This window comes from Pseudomonas synxantha BG33R, from assembly GCF_000263715.2.
In the GTDB taxonomy this organism is placed as follows: domain Bacteria; phylum Pseudomonadota; class Gammaproteobacteria; order Pseudomonadales; family Pseudomonadaceae; genus Aquipseudomonas; species Aquipseudomonas synxantha_A.
This window is the reverse complement of the sequence record NZ_CM001514.1, coordinates 1,629,828-1,649,525: the sequence shown is the minus strand read 5'-3', so window position 1 is coordinate 1,649,525 and position 19,698 is coordinate 1,629,828. Positions and strand designations below refer to the sequence as shown.

The window sequence follows — 19,698 nt, the reverse complement described above, 5'->3', positions numbered from 1 at the left end:
CTGCGTACCTGATGAAACCCTTTGCCGCAGCGAGCGTAGTGTTTGCCTTGGCCCTGAGCCTGAGCGGCTGCATCGGCGCGCCCATTGCCCTGACACCGGCAACCCAGCAACGCTTGCAAGCCCAGGCACCGATCCGCTTCCTGTTGACCTTCGATGACGGCCCAAGCGCCTCGGGCTACAACAACCCGAGCCGTTCGGTAGTGGCCGACCTGGCCAATAACCCGGTGTTGCCGGGGATCAAGGCGGTGTTCTTCCTGCAGACCGAAGCGGCCCGCTCAGGTGGCAGTTCTCGGGGGCGCAAGACCATGGAACGTGAATTCGCCGCTGGCCATGTCCTGGCCTTTCACACGGCGACGGCGTTTCATACCAATCACCGCTGGCTGAACGATGCAGAGCTGGAACGCACCCTTTCCGAAGGTACGGCAGACATTGCCGCCATCACCGGCACGCCGCCCATGCTGGTACGCCCACCGTTCTGGAACTACGACCGCCGTACCTTCGCCGCCTACCAGCGGCATGGCATGCACGTACTGCTGACGGACCTCAGCGCCAATGACGGAAAGATCTGGGGCTTCAACGCCAGCCCGCGCCGGCGGGCCAATTTGTATCGGCAGCTGTCGGTCGTGCGTGAGCGCATCGCGCTGGGTGAACTGCCGATGGTTGAAGGCGTGATACCGGTGGTAGTGACCTTCCATGACATCAACCGCTACACCGCCCGGCATATGCAGGAGTATTTGCAGATCCTGATGGACAGCGCGCGGATCAACGGTTTGAAGACCGGTGTCGAGCCGTTCTACACCGACCACGCCATGCTGGAACGCGCAGCACTGGCACGTACCGTGAAGGATGTGAATGAAGAGGTCCATCTGCCGGGTGTATGGAACTGGATATGGGATGCGGACTCACACTGAAAGCTACAAACAATTACAACAGTAAGATATTTAAGTCAGACAGGTAGTCCCATCCTGCCCCACCACGCCCACCTCATTAACCACCCACAGACCATAAGCCTTTTAAATACGTAGGAAAGTGAAACAAGTGGCGTTGGAACTCAGTACTCCTTCCCGCCCACTATCGGATCAGTAGTTCGCAAGACTTACCGCGCACTGCCCAACCTTCTCACGCTTGCCAACCTTTAAAAGGACTTAGTCATGTTGACAACTCCCTTACAGAACAACTATTCGCACAGCCTTTACAACCCTAACGAAAAATCCATTCACTGCGATAAAAAACACTCAGACTCCCCCCACCCGCTGCACCGTAGAGAAAATAACTTTCTACCGGCGAACACCGCCAAATCTGCGCGCTTCGCGAAGGATCAGGTTGCTACCTCGCTGGCCGGCCAGCGTGTTAACTCCTCGATGGATAAACCCGTCAATTCCGCAGCCACGGCTCCAGCACAACAGCCCATGGAATCAAGCCCCATCACCGAAGTGCCACGCGCCCTCACCAGTACCCCGACCACTCACACGTACGATAACGGTAACGTCAAGATCACCTCGGCAACGGCTCATGAAGGCAGTTTTCACGGCGTTCCCATGCTGCGCAACAAAGTCACCATCGAAACCGGTAATAGTGCAGACAACGTTCACCTCAAGAGTCTTCCGGACATTGGGGTCGTCGCAGAAATAAACGGCAGGCGATACCTGTTACCGGTTCAGAATGCTGGCGGCATGACCGAGACCGTGGAAATAAAAACCAAGGGTGGCGATGACCACGTCACGATTGCAGACGACATCTGGTTCCAAACCACTGTGAGTCTTAACGACAACCACACGGTTTCCGGGACCAATGGCTATACCTCCGCCCCCGAGTCAGCGGGCGTGAAAACATTCTCGCAACCCGGAATCATCGCCATTGCACCTCACCTGCAAAAAGGCGCCGAGTTCAAACATGACGAGACCACATTCAAGTTCTCGCCAAACGCCAACCCAAGGCAGTTCGGCGACGGCGTCATGCAAATCACCGCCGGCAGCGGCAATGACACTATTCGTATCAGCGCAGCAGAAGACAATTCATTGTTAGCTGAAGTGAATGGGCAACAATTCCTCCTGCCTATTAAAAACGATCCAGCAGGTGGTTCCAGGCTGTTCATTCAAGCCGGAGACGGAGACGATAAAGTCACCATCGACTCTAATGTAAAGAACTATGCCTTTATCAACATGGGCGAGGGTAAAGCAGGCACTTTATACAGTGGCGGCGGGTTCGTTTCGGGTGAAGAAGAGCCCAATTTGAGGCAGCGCTATACCACGCAAAACTACAAACCTGTCGGGACCAGTGCCTGAACCCCACGCTGGCGTAATGTCATGAATACTGCCCGCCCGATGATCACGGGCGGGTCTTCTCGCCAATTACGCGCGCGATTCAACCCCGAGTTCATCCCACACCGACTCGGCCAAGTGAAACGTCGCATTCGCCGCCGGTATTCCGCAATAGATCGCACTCTGCATCAGCACTTCCTTGATCTCGGCGCGGGTCACACCATTGCTGGCGGCCGCACGCAGGTGCAGCTTGAGCTCTTCACTGCGGTTCATGCCGATCAACATGGCGATGGTGATCAGGCTGCGGGTATGCCGAGGCAGCCCGGGGCGCGTCCAGATATCGCCCCAGGCATGGCGCGTGATCATTTCCTGGAACTCGCTGTTGAACTCGGTCAGGGCATTGAGGCTGCGGTCGACATGGGCATCGCCCAGCACTTCGCGGCGCACCTGCAGGCCATCGGCGTAACGTTGTTTCTCGTCCACAAAACGCTCCTCAGCGAGCCAGCAGAAAGTTGATCACACGGTCGCTGAAGGCAGCGCCGGCTTGCACGTTGGACAGGTGCGCCGCATAGAACTCGGCGTACTCGGCGCCCTGCACATGGTGCTGGATAAAGTGGCTGCCAGCCGGCGGTGTCACCGCGTCTTCAGTGCCGGCAATCACCAGGGTCGGCACCTTGATCGACGACAGTTGCTCACGAAAATCCGCGTCGCGCACGGCGCCGCAATTGGCGGCGTAGCCCTCGGGCGATGTGGCCGCGAGCATGTCGGTGATCTGCTTGGCCTGGTGCGGGTTGGCCGCAGCGAAATCCGCGGTAAACCAGCGCGCAATCGAAGCATCGCGCAGCGCCACCATCGCAGCGGCGCCGTCACGCAGGACCATTTCGATGCGGGGGTTCCAGACCTCAGGCGTGCCGATCTTGGCGGCGGTATTGCACACCACCAGGCGCTGCAAACGCTCGCCGGCGTGGATGCCCAGCCATTGGCCGATCAAGCCGCCCATGGACAGGCCGCAAAAGTGCGCACGCTGGATATCCAGCGCATTCAGCAACGCAAGCACGTCGCGCCCCAGTTGTTCGATGCTGTAGGGCCCCTCGGTCACCAGGGACTTGCCGTGACCGCGGGTATCGAAACGCAACACGCGAAAATGCTCGGTGAACGCCGGGATCTGCACGTCCCACATGTGCAGGTCGGTGCCCAGAGAGTTGGACAGTACCAGCACCGGTGCATCCACCGGCCCGTCCAATTGGTAATGCAATTCGCCCTCGGCGAGTTGTACAAAAGCCACAGCAGTCTCCTCAGGCAGTCAACGCAAAGTGTTCAGTCACGGCACGCGTGACCCAGGTCTGGGCTTGGCCCAGGTAATGGGCCGGGTCGAGCAGGCGGTCCAGTTCAGCCGCTGACAACTCGGCAGTCACCTGGGGCTCATCCGCCAGCACGGCGCGCAAGTGACGCTGCTTGGCCACGGCGCGTTTGCAGCATTGCTCCAGCAGGTGGTGTGCGGTATCGCGGCCCAGGCGTTGGGCAAGCACGATGCTGACTGCTTCAGCCAACACCAGGCCCTGGGTCAGGTCCAGATTCTGCGCCATGCGCGCGGTATCGACCTCCAGCCCTTCACTCACCAGCAGCGCCTGTTGCAAGGCGCCGGACACCTGGCGGCAAATCTCTGGCAAGGTTTCCCATTCGGCGTGCCACAGGCCCAGGCTGCGTTCGTGCTCCTGGGGCATGGCGCTGAACATGGTCGCCACCAGGCCCGGCACGCGGGTGGCAGCGCTGATCAATACGGCGGCGCCTACGGGGTTGCGTTTGTGCGGCATGGTCGATGAACCGCCCTTGCCCGGCGCGGCGGGCTCAAACACTTCTGCCGCCTCGGTTTGCATCAACAGGCTGATGTCGCGTCCCAGTTTGCCGAGGCTGCCGGCGATCAGACCGAGTACGCTGGCAAATTCCACCAGGCGATCGCGCTGGGTGTGCCAGGGCTGTTCCGGCAAGCCCAGTTGCAACTCGGCGGCCAAGGCTTCGGCAACAGGCATGGCGTGTTCGCCGAGCGCCGCCAAGGTGCCGGACGCACCGCCAAATTGCAGCACCAACAGGCGCGGTTTCAATTCGGCAAGGCGCTGGCGACTGCGTGTCACCGCACCCAGCCAACCGGCGATTTTCATGCCCAGGGTGACCGGCGTCGCGTGCTGCAGCCAGGTGCGTCCGGCCAGGGGCACAGCGGCGTAACGCTGCGCCTGGGCAGCCAGCACGTCCCCCAGGCGCGCCAAATCCGCCTCGATCAACACCAGCGCCTGGCGCACTTGCAGCACCAGGCCGGTGTCCATCACATCCTGGCTGGTCGCGCCCAGGTGCACATAACGCTCGGCGTCGGCCTCTTCACTGGCGATCAACTTGCCCAGCGCCTTTACCACTGGAATCGCCGAATTACCCGCCGTGGCAATGGCCGCGCCAAGCGCATCGACGTCATACAGCGAAGCCAGGCACGCCTGGGCAATCGGCGCGACGGCAGCCTGGGGAATCAGCCCGACCCGAGCCTGGGCCCGGGCCAGCGCCGCCTCGAAATCCAGCATGCCCTGCAAGCGTCCCTGGTCACAGAACACTTCGGCCATGCTGGCGGCGGTGAAGTAAGCGTCGAACAGTTGATTGCTCGTGCGCAGCGTCATAACTCATCCCTTACAAATCGTGATGCAGGTACGCCGCCTGTTTAGGCAGGCGCAAGCTGAACAGGAAGGCCACCGCCATCATCGCAGTGACGTACCAATAGAAGGTGTTTTCCATGCCGATGGATTTCAGGCTCAGTGCGACCACTTCCGCCGAACCGCCAAACACCGCGTTAGCCACGGCATATGCCAGGCCCACACCCAAGGCACGCACCTGGGGCGGGAACATCTCGGCTTTGACCAGGCCGCTGATGGAGGTGTAGAAGCTGACAATCGCCAAGGCCAGGGTGATCAGTACAAACGCCAGGAACGGGCTGGTCACGGTTTTCAAGGTCAACAGGATCGGCACAGTGAACAAGGTGCCAAGGCCGGCGAACCAGAGCATGGAATTACGTCGCCCGATCTTGTCGGCCAACATGCCGAACAGCGGCTGCATGCACATGTACAGAAACAGCGCGCCGGTCATGATGTAGCTGGACGTCTTGGCGTGCATACCGACAGTGTTAACCAGGTACTTCTGCATGTAAGTGGTGAACGTGTAGAAAATCAGCGAGCCGCCAGCGGTGTAGCCCAGCACAGTGATGAAGGCTTTGCCGTGGTCACGGAACAGCGCGACGATGCTGCCGGCGTCCTTGTCCTGACGCATTTCCTTGCTGGTTGTTTCTTTCAGGGTGCGACGCAGCAGCAGGGAGATCACCGCTGCGATGGCGCCGATTACAAACGGAATGCGCCAGCCCCAGGCACGCAGTTCTTCTTCGCTGAGGATCTGTTGCAGGATCACCACCACCAGCACCGCCAGCAACTGGCCGCCGATCAGGGTCACGTATTGGAACGAGGCAAAGAAACCGCGCTGGCCCTTGAGCGCAACTTCACTCATGTAGGTCGCCGTGGTGCCGTACTCGCCCCCCACCGACAAACCCTGGAACAGCCGCGCCACCAACAGCAGCGCCGGCGCCCAGGCACCGATGTCGTTATAGGTGGGCAGGAAAGCGATAACCAGTGAACCGGCGCACATCATCAGCACCGAGATCATCATCGAATTTTTGCGCCCGTGCTTGTCGGCCACCCTGCCAAACAGCCAGCCGCCGATCGGCCGCATCAGGAACCCGGCGGCGAACACACCGGCGGTGTTGAGCAGTTGCACCGTGGGGTCGTCCGAGGGGAAAAACGCCGGGGCAAAATAGATTGCGCAGAAGGCGTAGACGTAGAAGTCGAACCATTCGACCAGGTTGCCGGAGGAAGCCCCGACAATCGCAAAAATCCGTTTGCGGCGTTCTTCTCCGGTGTAGTGACTCGTTGTTGTTGTCATGGTTTTTTACTCAGTGGGAACGGTTATAGCCTAGACATACTTTGCAACAACCATGTTCCGCAAGCAGACTTTTGGGTATGTAGTGACTGGGAGGGCCTCATCGGGAGCAAGACCCCTCCCACATTTGACCGAGTTGTCTGAACTCTACTCGGTCAGTGTGGGAGGGGCGGTGCGACGATTCGACTTGCCCCCGATGAGGCCCTACAGCCAACTCAGTAATCGAAGAACACCGTTTCCTTGTCTGTCCCCTGCAAAATCACATTCCACTGATACACACCCTGCGCATCCGCCTTGGCAATCAAGGTGCTACGACGCTCAGCCGGTACACACGCCAACAGCGGGTCATCGCCGTTGAGTGCCTCACCGTCAAAATAAATCCGCGTGAGCAAGTGCTTTACCAACCCACGGGCAAACACCAGTACCACCAGATGCGGCGCCTGAGTCGTGCCTTTCAATCCCGGCACACTGCCTGGCTTGATGGTGGTAAAGCGGAAGCGCCCCTCGGCATCCACCGGCACCCGGCCAAAACCTTCAAAGTGCGGATCGACCGCCTTGTCTTGCTCGTCCTCAGGGTGGTCATATTTACCGGCAGCATTGGCCTGCCAGACTTCCAGCATGGCGTCGTTGACGACATCACCGTTGCCGTCCACTACCTGGCCGCTGATCGCCACGCGCTCGCCGAGTGTGGCGGCTACGGTCATGTCTTCACGGTTCAGCCAGGTCAGGCCGATGTGGTAATACGGCCCGACGGTGTGGGACGTGGTCGCGTTGAGTGTCATCTCATTTCTCCATCGGCGTGGCGTCGCGGCCGCGCAGGACGATGTCCCAGCGGTAACCGAGGGCGTAGGAAGGGACGGTTTTTTCCAGGTCGAAACGCGCGATCAGGCGTTCCTTGGCGCGGGTATCCGGCACGCAGTTGTAGATCGGGTCGTATTCGAGCAATGGGTCGCCAGGGAAATACATCTGCGTCACCAAGCGCGTCAGCACACTGGGGCCGAACAGCGAAAAGTGGATATGCGCCGGGCGCCATGCATTGTGATGGTTGCCCCACGGGTAGGCGCCGGGCTTGATGGTCTGGAACTGGTACCAGCCATCGGCGTCGGTAACGGTACGCCCGGTGCCGGTGAAGTTCGGGTCCAGCGGCGCGTCGTGCAGGTCACGCTTGTGGTTGTAGCGCCCGGCGGCGTTGGCCTGCCAGATCTCCACGAGAATGCCCGGCACCGGCAAGCCATTCTCGTCCAGCACACGGCCATGAATGATGATGCGCTCGCCTTGGGGCTCGCCTTCATGCTGGGCGGTCAGGTCGTTGTCCTTGTCATTGATGCGCTCGGCGCCGATCGTCGGGCCGGTGATTTCCGACAATGAATGGGGCAGGAACACCAACGGCTGGGACGGCGAACGCAGGTTCGTCGACTGATACGCCGGGTGCAGGTAATCAGGTTGAGTGCCCGCTTGCGGGCGCCGGTAACCAGGCTTGTCACTCATGGAGCCATCCTCTTTTATTAGACGCGTTCAATCGCCAGGGCCAGGCCTTGGCCGACGCCCACGCACATGGTCGCCAAGCCTTTGCTGCCGCCGGTTTTTTCCAACTGGTGCAGGGCCGTCAACACCAGCCGTGCACCGCTCATGCCCAGGGGATGACCCAGCGCAATGGCACCGCCGTTCGGGTTGACCTGAGGTGCATCGTCGGCAATACCCAGCTCGCGCAGCACCGCCAGACCCTGGCTGGCGAAGGCTTCGTTAAGCTCGATCACGTCGAAGTCGGTGACCGCCAACCCCAGGCGTTCCACCAGCTTGCGCACCGCCGGCACCGGGCCGATGCCCATTACGCGCGGTGCGACACCGGCACTGGCCATGCCCAACACCCGGGCGCGGGCTGTGAGGCCGTGCTTCTTGACGGCATCGGCGGATGCCAGAATCAGCGCAGCAGCACCGTCATTGACCCCCGAAGCGTTGCCGGCGGTGACGGTCTTGTCCGGGCCGTTGACCGGCTTGAGTTTGGCCAGGGCTTGCAGGCTGGTGTCCCGCGGGTGTTCATCGTGTTCCACCAGGGTTTCGCCTTTTTTATGGGCGACCCGTACCGGCACGATTTCCTCGGCGAAGAAACCGGCGGCTTGCGCAGCGGCGGTACGCTGTTGGCTGCGCAAGGCGAAAGCGTCCTGGTCGGCGCGGGAAACCTGGTAGTCGTCGGCGACGTTATCGGCGGTCTGCGGCATGGCATCCACACCGTACTGGGCCTTCATCAACGGGTTGATGAAACGCCAGCCGATGGTAGTGTCTTCCAGCTTCATGCTGCGCGAAAACGCTGCATCGGCCTTGCCCATCACGAACGGAGCACGGGACATCGACTCGACGCCGCCAGCAATCGCAAGCTCCATTTCGCCACTGGCAATAGCGCGAAAGGCCGTGCCAATGGCATCCATGCCCGAGGCGCACAGACGGTTGAGGGTCACGCCCGGAATGCTCTCCGGCAGCCCCGCCAGCAACAGTGCCATGCGCGCCACGTTACGGTTGTCTTCGCCGGCCTGGTTGGCGCAGCCCAGGAAGACTTCGTCCACCGCGTCCCAGTTCACCGACGGGTTGCGCTCGATCAGGGCCTTGATCGGCAGCGCCGCCAGGTCATCGGCACGCACCGTGGACAGCCCACCGCCGAAACGACCGATCGGTGTGCGAATGGCATCACAGATAAATACCTCGCGCATCAGGCTTCTCCCGGTGCTTGGCCATGGGCGGCGGCGGTGCGAGCTTCAAGCTCGCGCAGCGCGGTCAGCTCTGTCTCGGTCGGTTCTGCCGTGGTGCTGACCTGGTCGGCAAAGCGAATCGCCCAGCCGGTGGCAGCGACCACTTGCTCGCGGGTCACGCCGGGGTGCAGCGCGGTGACCACGAACTCATGGCTGCCCTCCTCCGGTTCCATGATGCACAGGTCGGTAATGATGCCGACGGGGCCGGCACCGGGCAGGCCAAGACGCTTGCGTGAGTCGCCACCTTCGCCGTGACCGACGGAGGTGATGAAGTCCAGTTTGTCGACAAACGAACGGGACGACTGTTTAAGGATGATCAGCACGCTCTTGGCAGAACCGGCGATCTCCGGCGCGCCACCGGCACCCGGCAAACGCACTTTGGGCTGGTGATAATCACCGACCACGGTGGTGTTGATATTGCCGAAACGGTCGACCTGGGCCGCACCGAGAAAGCCCACGTCAATGCGCCCGCCCTGCAGCCAATAGCGAAAGATCTCACCGGTGGGCACCACAGTGTCGGCGGTCTCGGCCAGTTCGCCATCGCCGATCGACAGTGGCAACACGCTGGGCTTGGCACCAATCGGGCCAGACTCGTAGATCAACACCACATCGGGTGAGGACGTCAGCCGCGCCAGGTTGGCGGCCTTGGACGGCAGGCCGATACCGACGAAGCACACCGAGCCGTTCTTCAAACGGCGTGCAGCGGCGACGGTCATCATTTCATTGGTGGAGTAGGTCATTACTTGGCCTCCTGCGCGGTGGCCAGCTTGGCCTGGAACTCGCTGAAATCAGCAGTGCCGTGGATAAATTCATCAATCCAGGCGGTAAAGGTCCCACGGTCGCGAGCAATCGGATCCCACGCCTGGTAGAAGCGGTTATCCCGCTCGTTGTAGCCGTGAGCGTAGGAAGGATGTGCGCCACCCGGCACATGGCACACCGCAGTCAGTGCCCAGGTCGGCAACACGCAACTGTTCATCGGCGCATTGAGGTCATCGACGATTTCTTCCACGGTGACAATGCAACGCTGAGCCGCAAGGGCCGCTTCCTTCTGTACCCCGAGAATGCCCCAGAGCAACACGTTGCCCTTGCGATCGGCCTTCTGCGCGTGAATCACGGTGACATCCGGACGTACCGACGGCACCGCCGCCAGCACTTCGCCGGTGAATGGGCACGTAACGGTCTTGATCAGTGGGTTGACCTTGGGCAAGTCGGAACCAGCGTAGGCACGCAGCACCGCGAACGGCAGGCCCGAGGCACCGGCGACGTAGGCATTGGCCAAGTCGGCGTGGCTGTGTTCTTCGATCTCCAGCGGTTGCGGCCATTGCTTCTCCACCGCGTCGCGCAAACGATGCAGGGAGCCCACGCCCGGGTTGCCGCCCCAGGAAAAAATCAACTTGCGCGCGCAGCCAGCACCGATCAATTGGTCGTAGATCAGGTCGGGCGTCATACGCACCAGCGTCAGGTCTTTCTTACCCTGACGAATGATTTCATGACCTGCGGCCGTAGGGATCAGGTGGGTAAAACCTTCGAGAGCGACGGTATCGCCGTCGTTCACAAAGCGCTTGACCGCATCACGCAGGGTGAGGATTTCAGCCATGGGGTTGGGCTCCCGGTGTTGATCGAAAAAGGCGCTGAGGTGGCGCCGAAGTGCTTGAAGATTAAGCCGGGTAAATGGGCCGAACAATCCGATAATCGACTCAGCGTTCGATTATCGAACGGATTGTTGTCTAGCTAATCGTCTAAGCGAACGCAATTCAAATGTGGGAGGGGGCTTGCTCCCGATAGCGGTGGATCAGCCAACAAATTTTTTGACTGACACCCCGCAATCGGGAGCAAGCCCCCTCCCACATTTGAGTCCCATCAAGGCTTAAGTGGCGTCGGCATGGCTGACCATGCCCTTGATCAACACGGCTGCAGTGGCGAGTGCCGCCGGAATCACCAGTGCCGTGAGCACCTGCTCGAAATTCCAGCCCAGGCCCAGCAAGGTGGCCCCCATCCACGCGCCCAGGATCGCGCCGAAGCGGCCAATGCCAAGCATCCACGACACACCGGTAGCACGCCCCTGGGTGGGGTAGAAACGTGCGGCCAGGGACGGCATCGCCGACTGCGCACCGTTGACGCACATCCCGGCGATCAGCACTAACGTTGCCAATAAAGTGATATTGCCAAGGCTTTGCCCTACCGCGTAGGCAAACACCCCGGCCAGCAGGTAGAAAGTACCGATCACTTTGTGCGGGTTGAACCGGTCCATCGCCCAGCCCACGCCCACTGCGCTCAACACCCCGCCAAACTGGAACAACGCGCCGATAAATGCCGCCTGCTCCATGCTGGCGCCACTGTCGCGCATCAAGGTGGGCAGCCAACTGGTCAGCAGGTAAACAATCACCAGGCCCATGAAGTAAGTGAGCCACAGCAGCAAGGTGCCGGTGCTGTAGGTGCCCGAGAAAATCACCGCGAACACGTTGCGAGCCTTGACGGTTGTTTGCTCCGGCACGCTGAAGCTGCCGGCCTGGGCCACGATATTGGGCTCAATGGGTGCCAGGGCCTTGCGTACCTTGTCGGTACCGCGATTACGCACTACCAGGTAACGCGCCGACTCCGGCAGCCACACCAACAGCACCCCCGCCAGGATCAATGGCAGGATGCCGCCGATCAGCAACAAGCTGTGCCAGCCAAACGCCGGGATCAACTTGGCCGAGATAAACCCACCACCGGCCATGCCCAGGTTGAAACCGCAGAACATGCTGGTGACCAACAACGACTTATGACGCTCGGGGGTGTATTCGGAGAGCAAGGTCGTGGCATTGGGCATACCCGCGCCCAGACCCAGCCCGGTCAGAAAGCGCAGCACTAGCAACTGGTCGACATTAGTGCTGTAGGCCGAGGCCAGGCTGAACGCGCCAAATACCAGTACCGCACCGACCAACACGACTTTGCGACCAAAGCGGTCGGCCAGCGGGCCGGACCCGAGTGCGCCGAACACCATGCCGATCAACGCGGCGCTCATCACCGGGCCAAGGCTGGCGCGGTCGATGCCCCAGTCCTGGGACAGGGCCGGCGCAATAAAACCCATCGCCGCCGTATCGAGGCCGTCAAGAAAGACAATCAGGAAACACAGGATCACCACGCGCCACTGGTAGCGTGACAATGGCTGGGTGTTGATGAAGGACTGCACGTCCAGGGTGGTACCGACAGAAGGCTGATTCATTATTTTTATTCCACACCGATGGCGGGCCGATGACCTCAGGTCATCATTATTGTTAGGCGGCGCTTTGAAGCGCTGCCGCACATTAATAAGCCAGGGGAAACACCGTCAATCGAGCCGACCGGGATCTGTGCGGTCACCGAACAGCTTAGGCAAACAGTTGCGCGCTCAACTCACGGCTGGCGGTGAGCATACTCGGCAGGAAACGCTGTTCCAGCTCGCTGCGGCTGACGCGCCCGGCATGGGTGCTGACGTTCAGTGCGGCCAACACCTGGCCGGATGCGTCATACACCGGCACCGCGATGGAACGCAGGCCCTGCTCCAATTCCTGATCGACGATGCACCAGCCTTGCTGACGTACCTGTTGCAAGCACTCGAACAAGGCTTCGGGAGTCGTGAGCGTGCGGCTGGTCTTGGTTTGCAGGTCTGCGTGGTCGAGGTAATCCTGCAGCGAGGCATCATCCAGGGCCGCCAGGAGGATGCGCCCCATGGACGTGCAATAGGCCGGCAGCCGACCACCGACTGAAAGGTCCACGGAAATCAGACGCTGAGTCGTGGCCGAACGTGCGATGTAGAGAATATCGTCGCCTTCAAGGGTGGCCATGTTGCAGGCTTCATGGAGCTGCTCGCTCATGCGGTCCAGATAAGGCTGGGCCGAGACGGCCAACGGTGTGGACGACAAATAGGCATGACCGAGCGTCAGCACTTTAGGCAATAGCGAGTAGGTACGCCCATCCGTGGTGGCGTAGCCGAGTTTGATCAAGGTATGCAGGCAACGGCGCACAGCGGCGCGGGGGATTTCCGTGCGGTGGCTGATCTGGGCGATGGTCAGGTGACGCTTGCGCTCCTGGAACGCTTGCACCACGGCCAGGCCACGGGCCAGGGACGTCATGAAGTCCGGATCACCGGTGAACGCCTGGATGCGCTTGGCCGGTGAAGCCACGATCGGCGGCGCCACTGATGCGAAGGAGTTGCGCAATTGATCGTTCATTTCCAGGGTCCTGTCTCTTGTTCTTACCACGGGAGGGTTGGCCGCTATTACAAGCCGGGCCGGTCGCGATGCACAAGCCAGCGCCAGCAACATTGGGCGATTATCGGACGATCATGCGATTATCGCAATTTGTCAGGCTAGGGCAGCCGCCGCCGCGGCCAAGTTTCAGATTTGCCTGATGAACCTGGGAAGTGCGGACATTTACGCTTTTATTTAGAACCGGTGGCGACAATATGATGACGCTGTTCACAAATAGTGATGCCCACCCATAACACCCTCCCCTGCACCGTTGACGCTTTTTAACTTTATGATGATAGCGTTATTCAAATGCGCCGCTATAATGCAACCTGTGCAGAGGTCGGCCCGGTATCACTATCGGGATGGGAGCTCGCCAGGCGCTGGAGGACGTAAGCCGCGCCGGCCACAAGTAGCCGCTTAAAAGAACTGCCCTCAGGCCTGCTTTTCAACTTGAACGGTTTTCTACTGTTTTATTTGGAATCGCCCGAGGACGACTGTTGAAGCGCGACACTGCGCAATCAATAAACTTCACACAATTAGGTAATACTGTGACGAAAGATGAACTGCGCGCCGAACTTGAGCGCCAGGAGCAACGTTACAAGGACGTCTACGGCGGAGAAGTCACCACCTACGCCGCGCAACCTGAGCCGGAACGCAAGCCATGGCGCAAACGCGCCAGCCTGCTGGATCAGGCATTTGCCCAGGAAATCCAGAAGATCGAACAGGAACTCAAAACCGAAGAGCCATAAGCGCTTCGGTGCGAGTAGGCAGGGCCCTGCTGTCTCTGCCGGTCCGCCACCGGCAGGGAGCCCCTTGCGTCAGCGCCCGTTGGTCAGTCGCTTACAGCCGCGCACGAAATTTCATACAAATGTTTCAGGCATGACGTTTTCATGACAAATGCCGGCCTTTTGCGGCCTGCGCTTTATAAATCAAAGACTTGCCAAAGCCCCGAAAACCCTGGGATGCGTCCGTTTTGCCCGGGCTTGTGCGACGAAGATTGTTACCGATGAGCAGCTAATGCATCGATTACCGATGTTTTCTGGCATAATCGCGCCCCCTTACGACCGGGTCAGAAAACCTTCATGATCGATTTATTCAGCGGACTGGATGCTTGGGTTCTAGTGAGCCTGCTGCTCGCCCTGGCCTTTGTCCTCGCCTTCGAGTTCATCAATGGCTTTCATGACACCGCTAACGCGGTGGCCACAGTCATCTATACCAAAGCCATGCCGCCACACCTGGCCGTGTTCTTCTCCGGGGTCTTCAATTTCCTCGGCGTGTTGCTCGGTGGTGTCGGTGTCGCCTACGCCATCGTGCATTTGCTGCCGGTGGAGTTGCTGATCAATGTGAACACCGGCCATGGCCTGGCGATGGTCTTCTCGTTATTGGCGGCGGCGATCACCTGGAACCTGGGCACCTGGTACTTCGGTATTCCCGCCTCCAGCTCCCACACCCTGATCGGCTCGATCCTCGGTGTCGGCCTGGCCAACGCCCTGATCAACGACATCCCCCTGGCTGACGGTGTGAACTGGCAGAAGGCTGTGGATATCGGTGCATCCCTGGTGTTCTCGCCGATGGCCGGCTTCCTGGTCGCAGCCCTGGTGCTGATCGGCCTGAAGTGGTGGCGCCCGCTGTCGAAGATGCACAAGACCCCGGACCAGCGCCGCAAGCTCGACGACAAGAAGCACCCGCCGTTCTGGAACCGCCTGGTTCTGGTGATCTCGGCCATGGCCGTGAGCTTCGTGCACGGCTCCAACGATGGTCAGAAAGGCATCGGCCTGATCATGCTGGTGCTGATCGGTATCGTGCCGGCGCAGTTCGTATTGGACCTGGGCAGCACCACCTACCAGATTGAGCGTACCCGTGACGCAACCCTGCACCTGAACCAGTTCTACCAGCGCAACCACGAGACCCTCGGCGAGTTCCTGGCCCTGGGCAAAAGCGTGAAGGATGATCTGCCGGGCAAATTCCGCTGCAACCCGCAGCAGACCGAGCCGACGATCAACGCGCTGCTGGGCACCCTCAAGGGCGTCTCGGACTACCACTCGCTGACCGCAGATCATCGCATCGAAGTGCGTCGCTACCTGCTCTGCCTGGACGACACCGCGAAGAAAGTCGGCAAGCTGCCTGGGCTGGATTCCCGTGAGAAATCCGACCTCGACAAGCTGCGCAAAGACCTGACCGCCACCACCGAGTACGCCCCGTTCTGGGTGATCCTCGCGGTTGCACTGGCCCTGGGCCTGGGCACCATGGTGGGTTGGAAGCGCGTGGTACTGACCATTGGCGAGAAGATCGGCAAGCAGGGCATGACCTATGCCCAGGGCATGTCGGCGCAAATCACCACCGCGACCATGATCGGCTTCGCCAACATCTTCGCCCTGCCGGTGTCCACCACGCACGTGCTGTCTTCCGGTGTGGCAGGTACCATGGTTGCCAACAAGAGCGGCCTGCAAGGCGGCACCGTCAAGACCATCCTGATGGCCTGGGTATTGACCCTGCCAGCAACCGTCGGCCTGTCGGCCGGGTTGTTCTGGCTGGCGTCCAAGGCATTGGGCAACTGATAGCCGGCCGGCCATAAAAAAGGTGCGATCCGCGAGGGTCGCACCTTTTTTTATATCCAAGCGCACCGCCGTCCACCTGTGGGAGCTGGCTTGCCTGCGATTGCGCAGTAACAGTTGATGAATATATGAGCTGACCCACCGCGATCGCAGGCACGCCTCCCACATTTTTTTACCTTCTGCCATCAATTGACAGCCAAAAAAAAAGGGCGACCGAAGTCGCCCAAAATGCCTTGCGTGCCCATGTAACCCGGAAAGACTTAAGGTTTTTTACGCTTGTTCGCGTCTTTCCAGATAAAAAATCCAAACCCTACAAAAAACAGCACCATGAGGCTGACAGTCAGCACTCCGGCAAAAACCACATTATCGAAAAACATGACCGGCCTCCTGCACGTGCCCTGTTGCGATAGGGCTAAGTTAAGGGAGAAGGCGCAGTGGGAAATTGACCAGGATCAATGTCGCCCGCAACGGGGCGTAAAGAAGGGTAATAACTGACCTGCATCAACAGATGCAGGCGGTTTCAACGCTTTTTCGGTTTGTTCTTCGACTTCTTCTTGGGTTTGCCCAAGGGCATGGCTTGTTCAAAGGCTTGGCGCACTTCATTCAAGCGTTTGTCATTGAGGTCGTGCACGCGCTTGGCGCGTTCGGCATTCAGGTCGATCAGCTTGTCGTCATCACTCATGGCTTGGCTTACGTCGTGGCGGGAATGGCCCAATAATGCGGCCTGCCCCGCCCAACGGCAAATCAGCGGGCGACAAAATGCAGGTCATCGACCAAAATCGGCACTTTCCCCCTTACCCAGGAGGCGCCATCCGGTGGCCTTGCACAACGACCTTCCACCGCTATTGGCCCTGCGCGCCTTCGAGGCCGTGGCGCGGCACTTGAGCTTTATCAAGGCAGCGGGCGAATTGTCGGTGACCCAAAGTGCGCTGAGCCACCAGGTGCATAAGCTTGAACAGCATTTGGGCAAGCCGCTGTTTATCCGGCGTACCCGTGCGATTGATCTGACCTTGGCCGGGCAACATTACTACGACCAAATCCGCCCAGCCCTAGACGCCATCGCTACAGCGACACGCAGCCAACGGGGTGTACCCAGCACCAGCGTGTTGCGCATCGGCGTATTGGCGTCTTTCGCCACGCTATGGCTGGCACCGCGTCTGGCCGAGTTTCTACAGCGCTACCCGCACATCCAGGTGGAGTTGCTGCCCGCGATTCAACTGGCCAATGTCGCCACGGCCGAAGTTGACCTGGCCATCCGTTACGGCAAGGGCGATTGGCCCGACGTGCAGGCCACGCGCCTGATGGCCGAAACCTTGTCACCCGTGTGCAGCCCCGCGTTCAAGGCCAGCCAGGTAACCAAAGCCCCCCTACTGATGGCGACCTCGCACCGTCCTTTCGAGTGGACGGATTGGGCCGCCCATTACCAGGTCAACCTCGATCACCACCCCAGGGTGATGCTGCATGACTACAACATCGTGGTCGAGGCTACCGTGGCCGGCCAAGGTATCGCCATGGGCCGCCATCGCCTGATCGAACGCAGGCTTCAGGACGGCAGCCTGGTGGAGGCCTTTGACTGGCCGCCCTATCACAGCGAAATCGGCTATTGGCTGATCACTCCCCAGGGCCCACTCGGCGAAGCAGCCGAATGCTTCAGCCAGTGGTTGAAGCACCTGTGTGCGGATGGGTGAGTTTTTTCGATACGTCGATTGAGATCTATCCGTTTGTCGTCCATCGCAACAGCCAACATGCTCAAACCTCCTGAACCCAGAGGTTTTCAGCATGACCGATTCCATTCGCCAACGCGTACACACACTCGGCCTGACACTGCCCACACCCAGTCAACCGGCTGCCAATTACATCAACCATGTCGTCAGCCAACACCAGCTGTTCATTTCCGGGCAAATTCCCATACTCGATGGCAAACCCGCCTACATAGGCCGGCTGGGCGATTCCCTCAGCGATGAAGAAGGCGCCCAGGCGGCGGAACTGGCGGCGCTGGGCCTGCTGGGGCAATTGAGCGACGCGCTGGGCGATGACCTGTCGCGCGTGGTGCGCATCCTGCGTCTGGGCGTCTTCATCGCCAGCAACGCTGATTTCCAACGCCAGAGCGTGGTCGCCAATGGCGCCTCGAACCTGCTGGTCAACGCCCTCGGCGACAAAGGCCGGCACGTACGCACCGCCGTAGGCGTCAGCAGCTTGCCGGCTGGCGTCGCCGTGGAGGTGGATGCCATTTTCGAGCTGCAGCCATGAGCCCGCTGGACGTCCAACAACTGCGGGAGGCCACGCCCGGTTGCCAGTCGGGCCTTGTGCACTTCAACCATGCCGGGGCGTCCTTGCCCAGCCAGGCGACGCTGGACGCCATCATCGAACAGTTGCAACACGAAGCCCGCAACGGCCCGATGGAAGCTGGCGAACAGGGCGCCGTGCTGGTGGAAAACGCCCGCCGCGCCGCCGGGCAACTGCTCAATGCACCGCCCTCCTCGATCGCCTTCGCCAGCAGTGGCTCAACGGCCTGGAGCATGGCGTTCCAGGCGCTGGGACCCTGGCGGCCGGGCGACCGCATCCTGGTGGGGCGCCATGAATGGGGCGGCAACCTGGCGAGCATGGAGTTGGCCGTGCAAGCGGGCGCGCGCGTGGAAGTCATCCCCTGTGATGCCACCGGCGCGGTTTGCCCGGTAGCCCTGGAAGCGATGCTCGACGCCCACGTGAAGCTGATCGACCTTGCCTGGCTGCCGGCCAACGGCGGCCTGATCAACCCGGCCCAGGCCATCGGCGAAGTGGCTCGTCGGCACGCCATCCCCTACTTTATCGACGCAGGCCAAGCCGTCGGCCAATTACCGGTGGATGTGCAAGCGTTGCAGTGCGACGTGCTCAAATCCGCCGGCCGCAAACACCTGCGCGGCCCGCGCGGTACTGCACTGCTGTATGTCAGGCCGGATTTTCCTGGGCAACTGAACCCGGCGCAACGCGACGTGTTTTCGGCGCCCTGGACCACCGACGGCTTCGACCTGCGCAACGACGCCCGGCGCTTCGAAACCAGCGAAGTGTCCGTCGCCCTGCTGGCGGGCTTGGGCAATGCACTGCAAGAGATCAATCGACTGGGGATCGAGCGGGTGTGGGAAAGGGTCTCGCAGACCAGCGCCCGAATCCGCGAAGCGCTGCATCAGATACCTGGGATTAGCCTGCATGACCTGGGCAATGAACATTCGGGCTTGATCGCTTTCAACCTGGCCGGCTGGGATAGTTTTGAACTCAAGCGGCGCTTGGGGTTAAAGCGCATCAACATCGGTGCCAACGGCGTGGCCTATACGCCGCTGGATATGCAAGCACGTGGGGTGCGCAGCATTGCGCGCCTCTCCGTCAGCCCACTCAACACCGATGACGATATCGAACTGTTGATCAAGGCCCTGCATGAATTGAACGCTTAAACCTCGATGTCCACCCACAAGCCCTGGCGCGGCGCGTCTTCGATCAGCGGCGCCACGGGCACCGTGTTGTCAGCATTGAGCAAGTCGCCGGGGATAGGCAAATGCTGCTCGACGTCATCGTCGGCTTCGCGCCGACGCTTGTGCTGCTCCTGCTGACGACGCTGCTCTTCGCGCAACAGAAAGGTCGATTGCTCGGCATCGCCTTTTTTCAGGTCGATCGTGCTCTCGCTGGAGCCCGGTTGAACGGGCACCACCGGCGGAATATCCGGCTTCTGGCGTGCCGGATCGAGTTGCGACGTGACCGGCACAACACTGACGGGCAGCATGGGTGGCAGCATGATAGTTATTCTCCTGATCAACAGGCTGTCGGCGGGTTGCAGGGCGACTTGAGCGCAGGCTCGCCAAGCTGTGACTCAGTCGACACTCGCAAGTGCCCGCCACCCGTCGATTCAGCACTCTGCCCGCCGGCCAAACGGAGTAGTTTTTGTCAGAGTCCTTGGGCGCAAGGGCTTGTTCCGTTAAGATAGTCGGCT

At 60.5% G+C, this 19,698-nt stretch carries 21 protein-coding genes; 7 read left to right on the top strand and 14 right to left on the bottom strand.

The window, feature by feature from the left end:
- Nucleotides 1-11 precede the first annotated feature (11 nt).
- Both PSEBG33_RS19610 and PSEBG33_RS19615 read left to right on the top strand, forming a co-directional pair.
- Nucleotides 12-911, top strand: coding sequence for a polysaccharide deacetylase family protein (locus PSEBG33_RS19610; protein ID WP_005785886.1), 900 nt, complete (start codon nt 12-14; stop codon nt 909-911).
- A 240-nt stretch (nt 912-1,151) separates the two neighbouring features.
- Nucleotides 1,152-2,285: a hypothetical protein gene (locus PSEBG33_RS19615; protein WP_005785884.1), complete on the top strand. Its 1,134-nt coding sequence runs from the start codon at nt 1,152-1,154 to the stop codon at nt 2,283-2,285.
- A 66-nt stretch (nt 2,286-2,351) separates the two neighbouring features.
- On the opposite strand, the gene pcaC is transcribed toward PSEBG33_RS19615, so the two are convergent.
- The 11 genes from pcaC to pcaR all read right to left on the bottom strand — a co-directional run bounded on the left by pcaC (nt 2,352) and on the right by pcaR (nt 13,164).
- Entirely contained in the window at nt 2,352-2,744 is a 393-nt protein-coding gene (pcaC, locus tag PSEBG33_RS19620; protein WP_005785883.1) for a 4-carboxymuconolactone decarboxylase, read from the bottom strand.
- 10 nt (nt 2,745-2,754) lie between these two features.
- On the bottom strand, nt 2,755-3,546 hold the full coding sequence (gene pcaD / locus PSEBG33_RS19625) for a 3-oxoadipate enol-lactonase (protein ID WP_005785881.1): 792 nt from the start codon (nt 3,544-3,546) through the stop codon (nt 2,755-2,757).
- A 10-nt stretch (nt 3,547-3,556) separates the two neighbouring features.
- Nucleotides 3,557-4,921 carry a 3-carboxy-cis,cis-muconate cycloisomerase gene (locus tag PSEBG33_RS19630; protein WP_005785880.1) on the bottom strand — a complete coding sequence of 455 codons (1,365 nt, stop codon included), beginning with the start codon at nt 4,919-4,921 and terminating at the stop codon, nt 3,557-3,559.
- A 10-nt stretch (nt 4,922-4,931) separates the two neighbouring features.
- Nucleotides 4,932-6,227, bottom strand: coding sequence for an MFS family transporter (locus PSEBG33_RS19635; RefSeq protein ID WP_005785878.1), 1,296 nt, complete (start codon nt 6,225-6,227; stop codon nt 4,932-4,934).
- A 212-nt stretch (nt 6,228-6,439) separates the two neighbouring features.
- On the bottom strand, nt 6,440-7,006 hold the full coding sequence (gene pcaG / locus PSEBG33_RS19640; protein WP_005785876.1) for a protocatechuate 3,4-dioxygenase subunit alpha: 567 nt from the start codon (nt 7,004-7,006) through the stop codon (nt 6,440-6,442).
- A gap of 1 nt (nt 7,007) precedes the next feature.
- Nucleotides 7,008-7,712 (bottom strand): protocatechuate 3,4-dioxygenase subunit beta, encoded by a 705-nt coding sequence (gene pcaH, locus PSEBG33_RS19645; RefSeq protein WP_005785874.1) that lies wholly within the window; start codon nt 7,710-7,712, stop codon nt 7,008-7,010.
- Between the two features lie 17 nt (nt 7,713-7,729).
- Entirely contained in the window at nt 7,730-8,932 is a 1,203-nt protein-coding gene (gene pcaF, locus PSEBG33_RS19650) for a 3-oxoadipyl-CoA thiolase (protein WP_194440661.1), read from the bottom strand.
- Nucleotides 8,929-9,708 carry a CoA-transferase subunit beta gene (locus tag PSEBG33_RS19655; protein WP_005785870.1) on the bottom strand — a complete coding sequence of 260 codons (780 nt, stop codon included), beginning with the start codon at nt 9,706-9,708 and terminating at the stop codon, nt 8,929-8,931. The genes pcaF and PSEBG33_RS19655 overlap by 4 nt, the downstream gene beginning before the upstream one ends.
- Nucleotides 9,708-10,565: a CoA transferase subunit A gene (locus PSEBG33_RS19660; RefSeq protein ID WP_005785868.1), complete on the bottom strand. Its 858-nt coding sequence runs from the start codon at nt 10,563-10,565 to the stop codon at nt 9,708-9,710. Before PSEBG33_RS19660 ends, PSEBG33_RS19655 begins: the two co-directional genes overlap by 1 nt.
- Before the next feature lie 270 nt (nt 10,566-10,835).
- A complete protein-coding gene (locus tag PSEBG33_RS19665; protein ID WP_005785866.1) occupies nt 10,836-12,176 on the bottom strand; it encodes an MFS transporter in 1,341 nt (446 codons plus the stop codon).
- Nucleotides 12,177-12,321: 145 nt separating this feature from the next.
- Nucleotides 12,322-13,164, bottom strand: a complete 843-nt coding sequence (gene pcaR / locus PSEBG33_RS19670) for a pca regulon transcriptional regulator PcaR (protein WP_005785864.1) — start codon at nt 13,162-13,164, stop codon at nt 12,322-12,324.
- Nucleotides 13,165-13,730: 566 nt separating this feature from the next.
- Here pcaR and PSEBG33_RS27010 point away from each other — a divergent pair.
- A complete protein-coding gene (locus tag PSEBG33_RS27010) occupies nt 13,731-13,931 on the top strand; it encodes a hypothetical protein (protein WP_003189295.1) in 201 nt (66 codons plus the stop codon).
- 333 nt (nt 13,932-14,264) lie between these two features.
- Nucleotides 14,265-15,740, top strand: coding sequence for an inorganic phosphate transporter (locus PSEBG33_RS19675; protein WP_003189291.1), 1,476 nt, complete (start codon nt 14,265-14,267; stop codon nt 15,738-15,740).
- Nucleotides 15,741-15,997: 257 nt separating this feature from the next.
- Here PSEBG33_RS19675 and ccoM read toward each other — a convergent pair whose 3' ends face one another.
- Both ccoM and PSEBG33_RS29485 read right to left on the bottom strand, forming a co-directional pair.
- Nucleotides 15,998-16,114 (bottom strand): cytochrome c oxidase subunit CcoM, encoded by a 117-nt coding sequence (ccoM, locus tag PSEBG33_RS29960; RefSeq protein WP_019817835.1) that lies wholly within the window; start codon nt 16,112-16,114, stop codon nt 15,998-16,000.
- A gap of 143 nt (nt 16,115-16,257) precedes the next feature.
- Nucleotides 16,258-16,419: a hypothetical protein gene (locus PSEBG33_RS29485; protein WP_005785860.1), complete on the bottom strand. Its 162-nt coding sequence runs from the start codon at nt 16,417-16,419 to the stop codon at nt 16,258-16,260.
- Between the two features lie 133 nt (nt 16,420-16,552).
- On the opposite strand from PSEBG33_RS29485, the gene PSEBG33_RS19685 reads away from it, so the two are divergent.
- The 3 genes from PSEBG33_RS19685 (at nt 16,553) to PSEBG33_RS19695 (ending at nt 19,165) form a co-directional block, all read left to right on the top strand.
- A complete protein-coding gene (locus PSEBG33_RS19685) occupies nt 16,553-17,425 on the top strand; it encodes a LysR substrate-binding domain-containing protein (protein WP_005785858.1) in 873 nt (290 codons plus the stop codon).
- Nucleotides 17,426-17,516: 91 nt separating this feature from the next.
- Complete coding sequence (locus PSEBG33_RS19690) at nt 17,517-17,987, top strand: RidA family protein (RefSeq protein ID WP_005785856.1); 471 nt, start codon at nt 17,517-17,519, stop codon at nt 17,985-17,987.
- On the top strand, nt 17,984-19,165 hold the full coding sequence (locus PSEBG33_RS19695; RefSeq protein ID WP_005785855.1) for an aminotransferase class V-fold PLP-dependent enzyme: 1,182 nt from the start codon (nt 17,984-17,986) through the stop codon (nt 19,163-19,165). Before PSEBG33_RS19690 ends, PSEBG33_RS19695 begins: the two co-directional genes overlap by 4 nt.
- On the opposite strand, the gene PSEBG33_RS19700 is transcribed toward PSEBG33_RS19695, so the two are convergent.
- Nucleotides 19,162-19,503 (bottom strand): hypothetical protein, encoded by a 342-nt coding sequence (locus PSEBG33_RS19700; protein WP_005785853.1) that lies wholly within the window; start codon nt 19,501-19,503, stop codon nt 19,162-19,164. The genes PSEBG33_RS19695 and PSEBG33_RS19700 overlap by 4 nt on opposite strands.
- Nucleotides 19,504-19,698: the final 195 nt, after the last annotated feature.

Coding starts and splice junctions, on each gene's coding strand:
- PSEBG33_RS19635 (WP_005785878.1), bottom strand. CDS start 6,227: ATGACAACAACAACGAGTCACTACACCGGAGAAGAACGCCGCAAACGG.
- PSEBG33_RS19630 (WP_005785880.1), bottom strand. CDS start 4,921: ATGACGCTGCGCACGAGCAATCAACTGTTCGACGCTTACTTCACCGCC.
- ccoM (WP_019817835.1), bottom strand. CDS start 16,114: ATGTTTTTCGATAATGTGGTTTTTGCCGGAGTGCTGACTGTCAGCCTC.
- PSEBG33_RS19675 (WP_003189291.1), top strand. CDS start 14,265: ATGATCGATTTATTCAGCGGACTGGATGCTTGGGTTCTAGTGAGCCTG.
- pcaG (WP_005785876.1), bottom strand. CDS start 7,006: ATGACACTCAACGCGACCACGTCCCACACCGTCGGGCCGTATTACCAC.
- PSEBG33_RS19655 (WP_005785870.1), bottom strand. CDS start 9,708: ATGACCTACTCCACCAATGAAATGATGACCGTCGCCGCTGCACGCCGT.
- PSEBG33_RS19690 (WP_005785856.1), top strand. CDS start 17,517: ATGACCGATTCCATTCGCCAACGCGTACACACACTCGGCCTGACACTG.
- pcaR (WP_005785864.1), bottom strand. CDS start 13,164: ATGAACGATCAATTGCGCAACTCCTTCGCATCAGTGGCGCCGCCGATC.
- PSEBG33_RS19665 (WP_005785866.1), bottom strand. CDS start 12,176: ATGAATCAGCCTTCTGTCGGTACCACCCTGGACGTGCAGTCCTTCATC.
- PSEBG33_RS19700 (WP_005785853.1), bottom strand. CDS start 19,503: ATGCTGCCACCCATGCTGCCCGTCAGTGTTGTGCCGGTCACGTCGCAA.
- PSEBG33_RS19695 (WP_005785855.1), top strand. CDS start 17,984: ATGAGCCCGCTGGACGTCCAACAACTGCGGGAGGCCACGCCCGGTTGC.
- PSEBG33_RS19615 (WP_005785884.1), top strand. CDS start 1,152: ATGTTGACAACTCCCTTACAGAACAACTATTCGCACAGCCTTTACAAC.
- PSEBG33_RS19660 (WP_005785868.1), bottom strand. CDS start 10,565: ATGGCTGAAATCCTCACCCTGCGTGATGCGGTCAAGCGCTTTGTGAAC.
- pcaH (WP_005785874.1), bottom strand. CDS start 7,712: ATGAGTGACAAGCCTGGTTACCGGCGCCCGCAAGCGGGCACTCAACCT.
- PSEBG33_RS19610 (WP_005785886.1), top strand. CDS start 12: ATGAAACCCTTTGCCGCAGCGAGCGTAGTGTTTGCCTTGGCCCTGAGC.
- PSEBG33_RS29485 (WP_005785860.1), bottom strand. CDS start 16,419: ATGAGTGATGACGACAAGCTGATCGACCTGAATGCCGAACGCGCCAAG.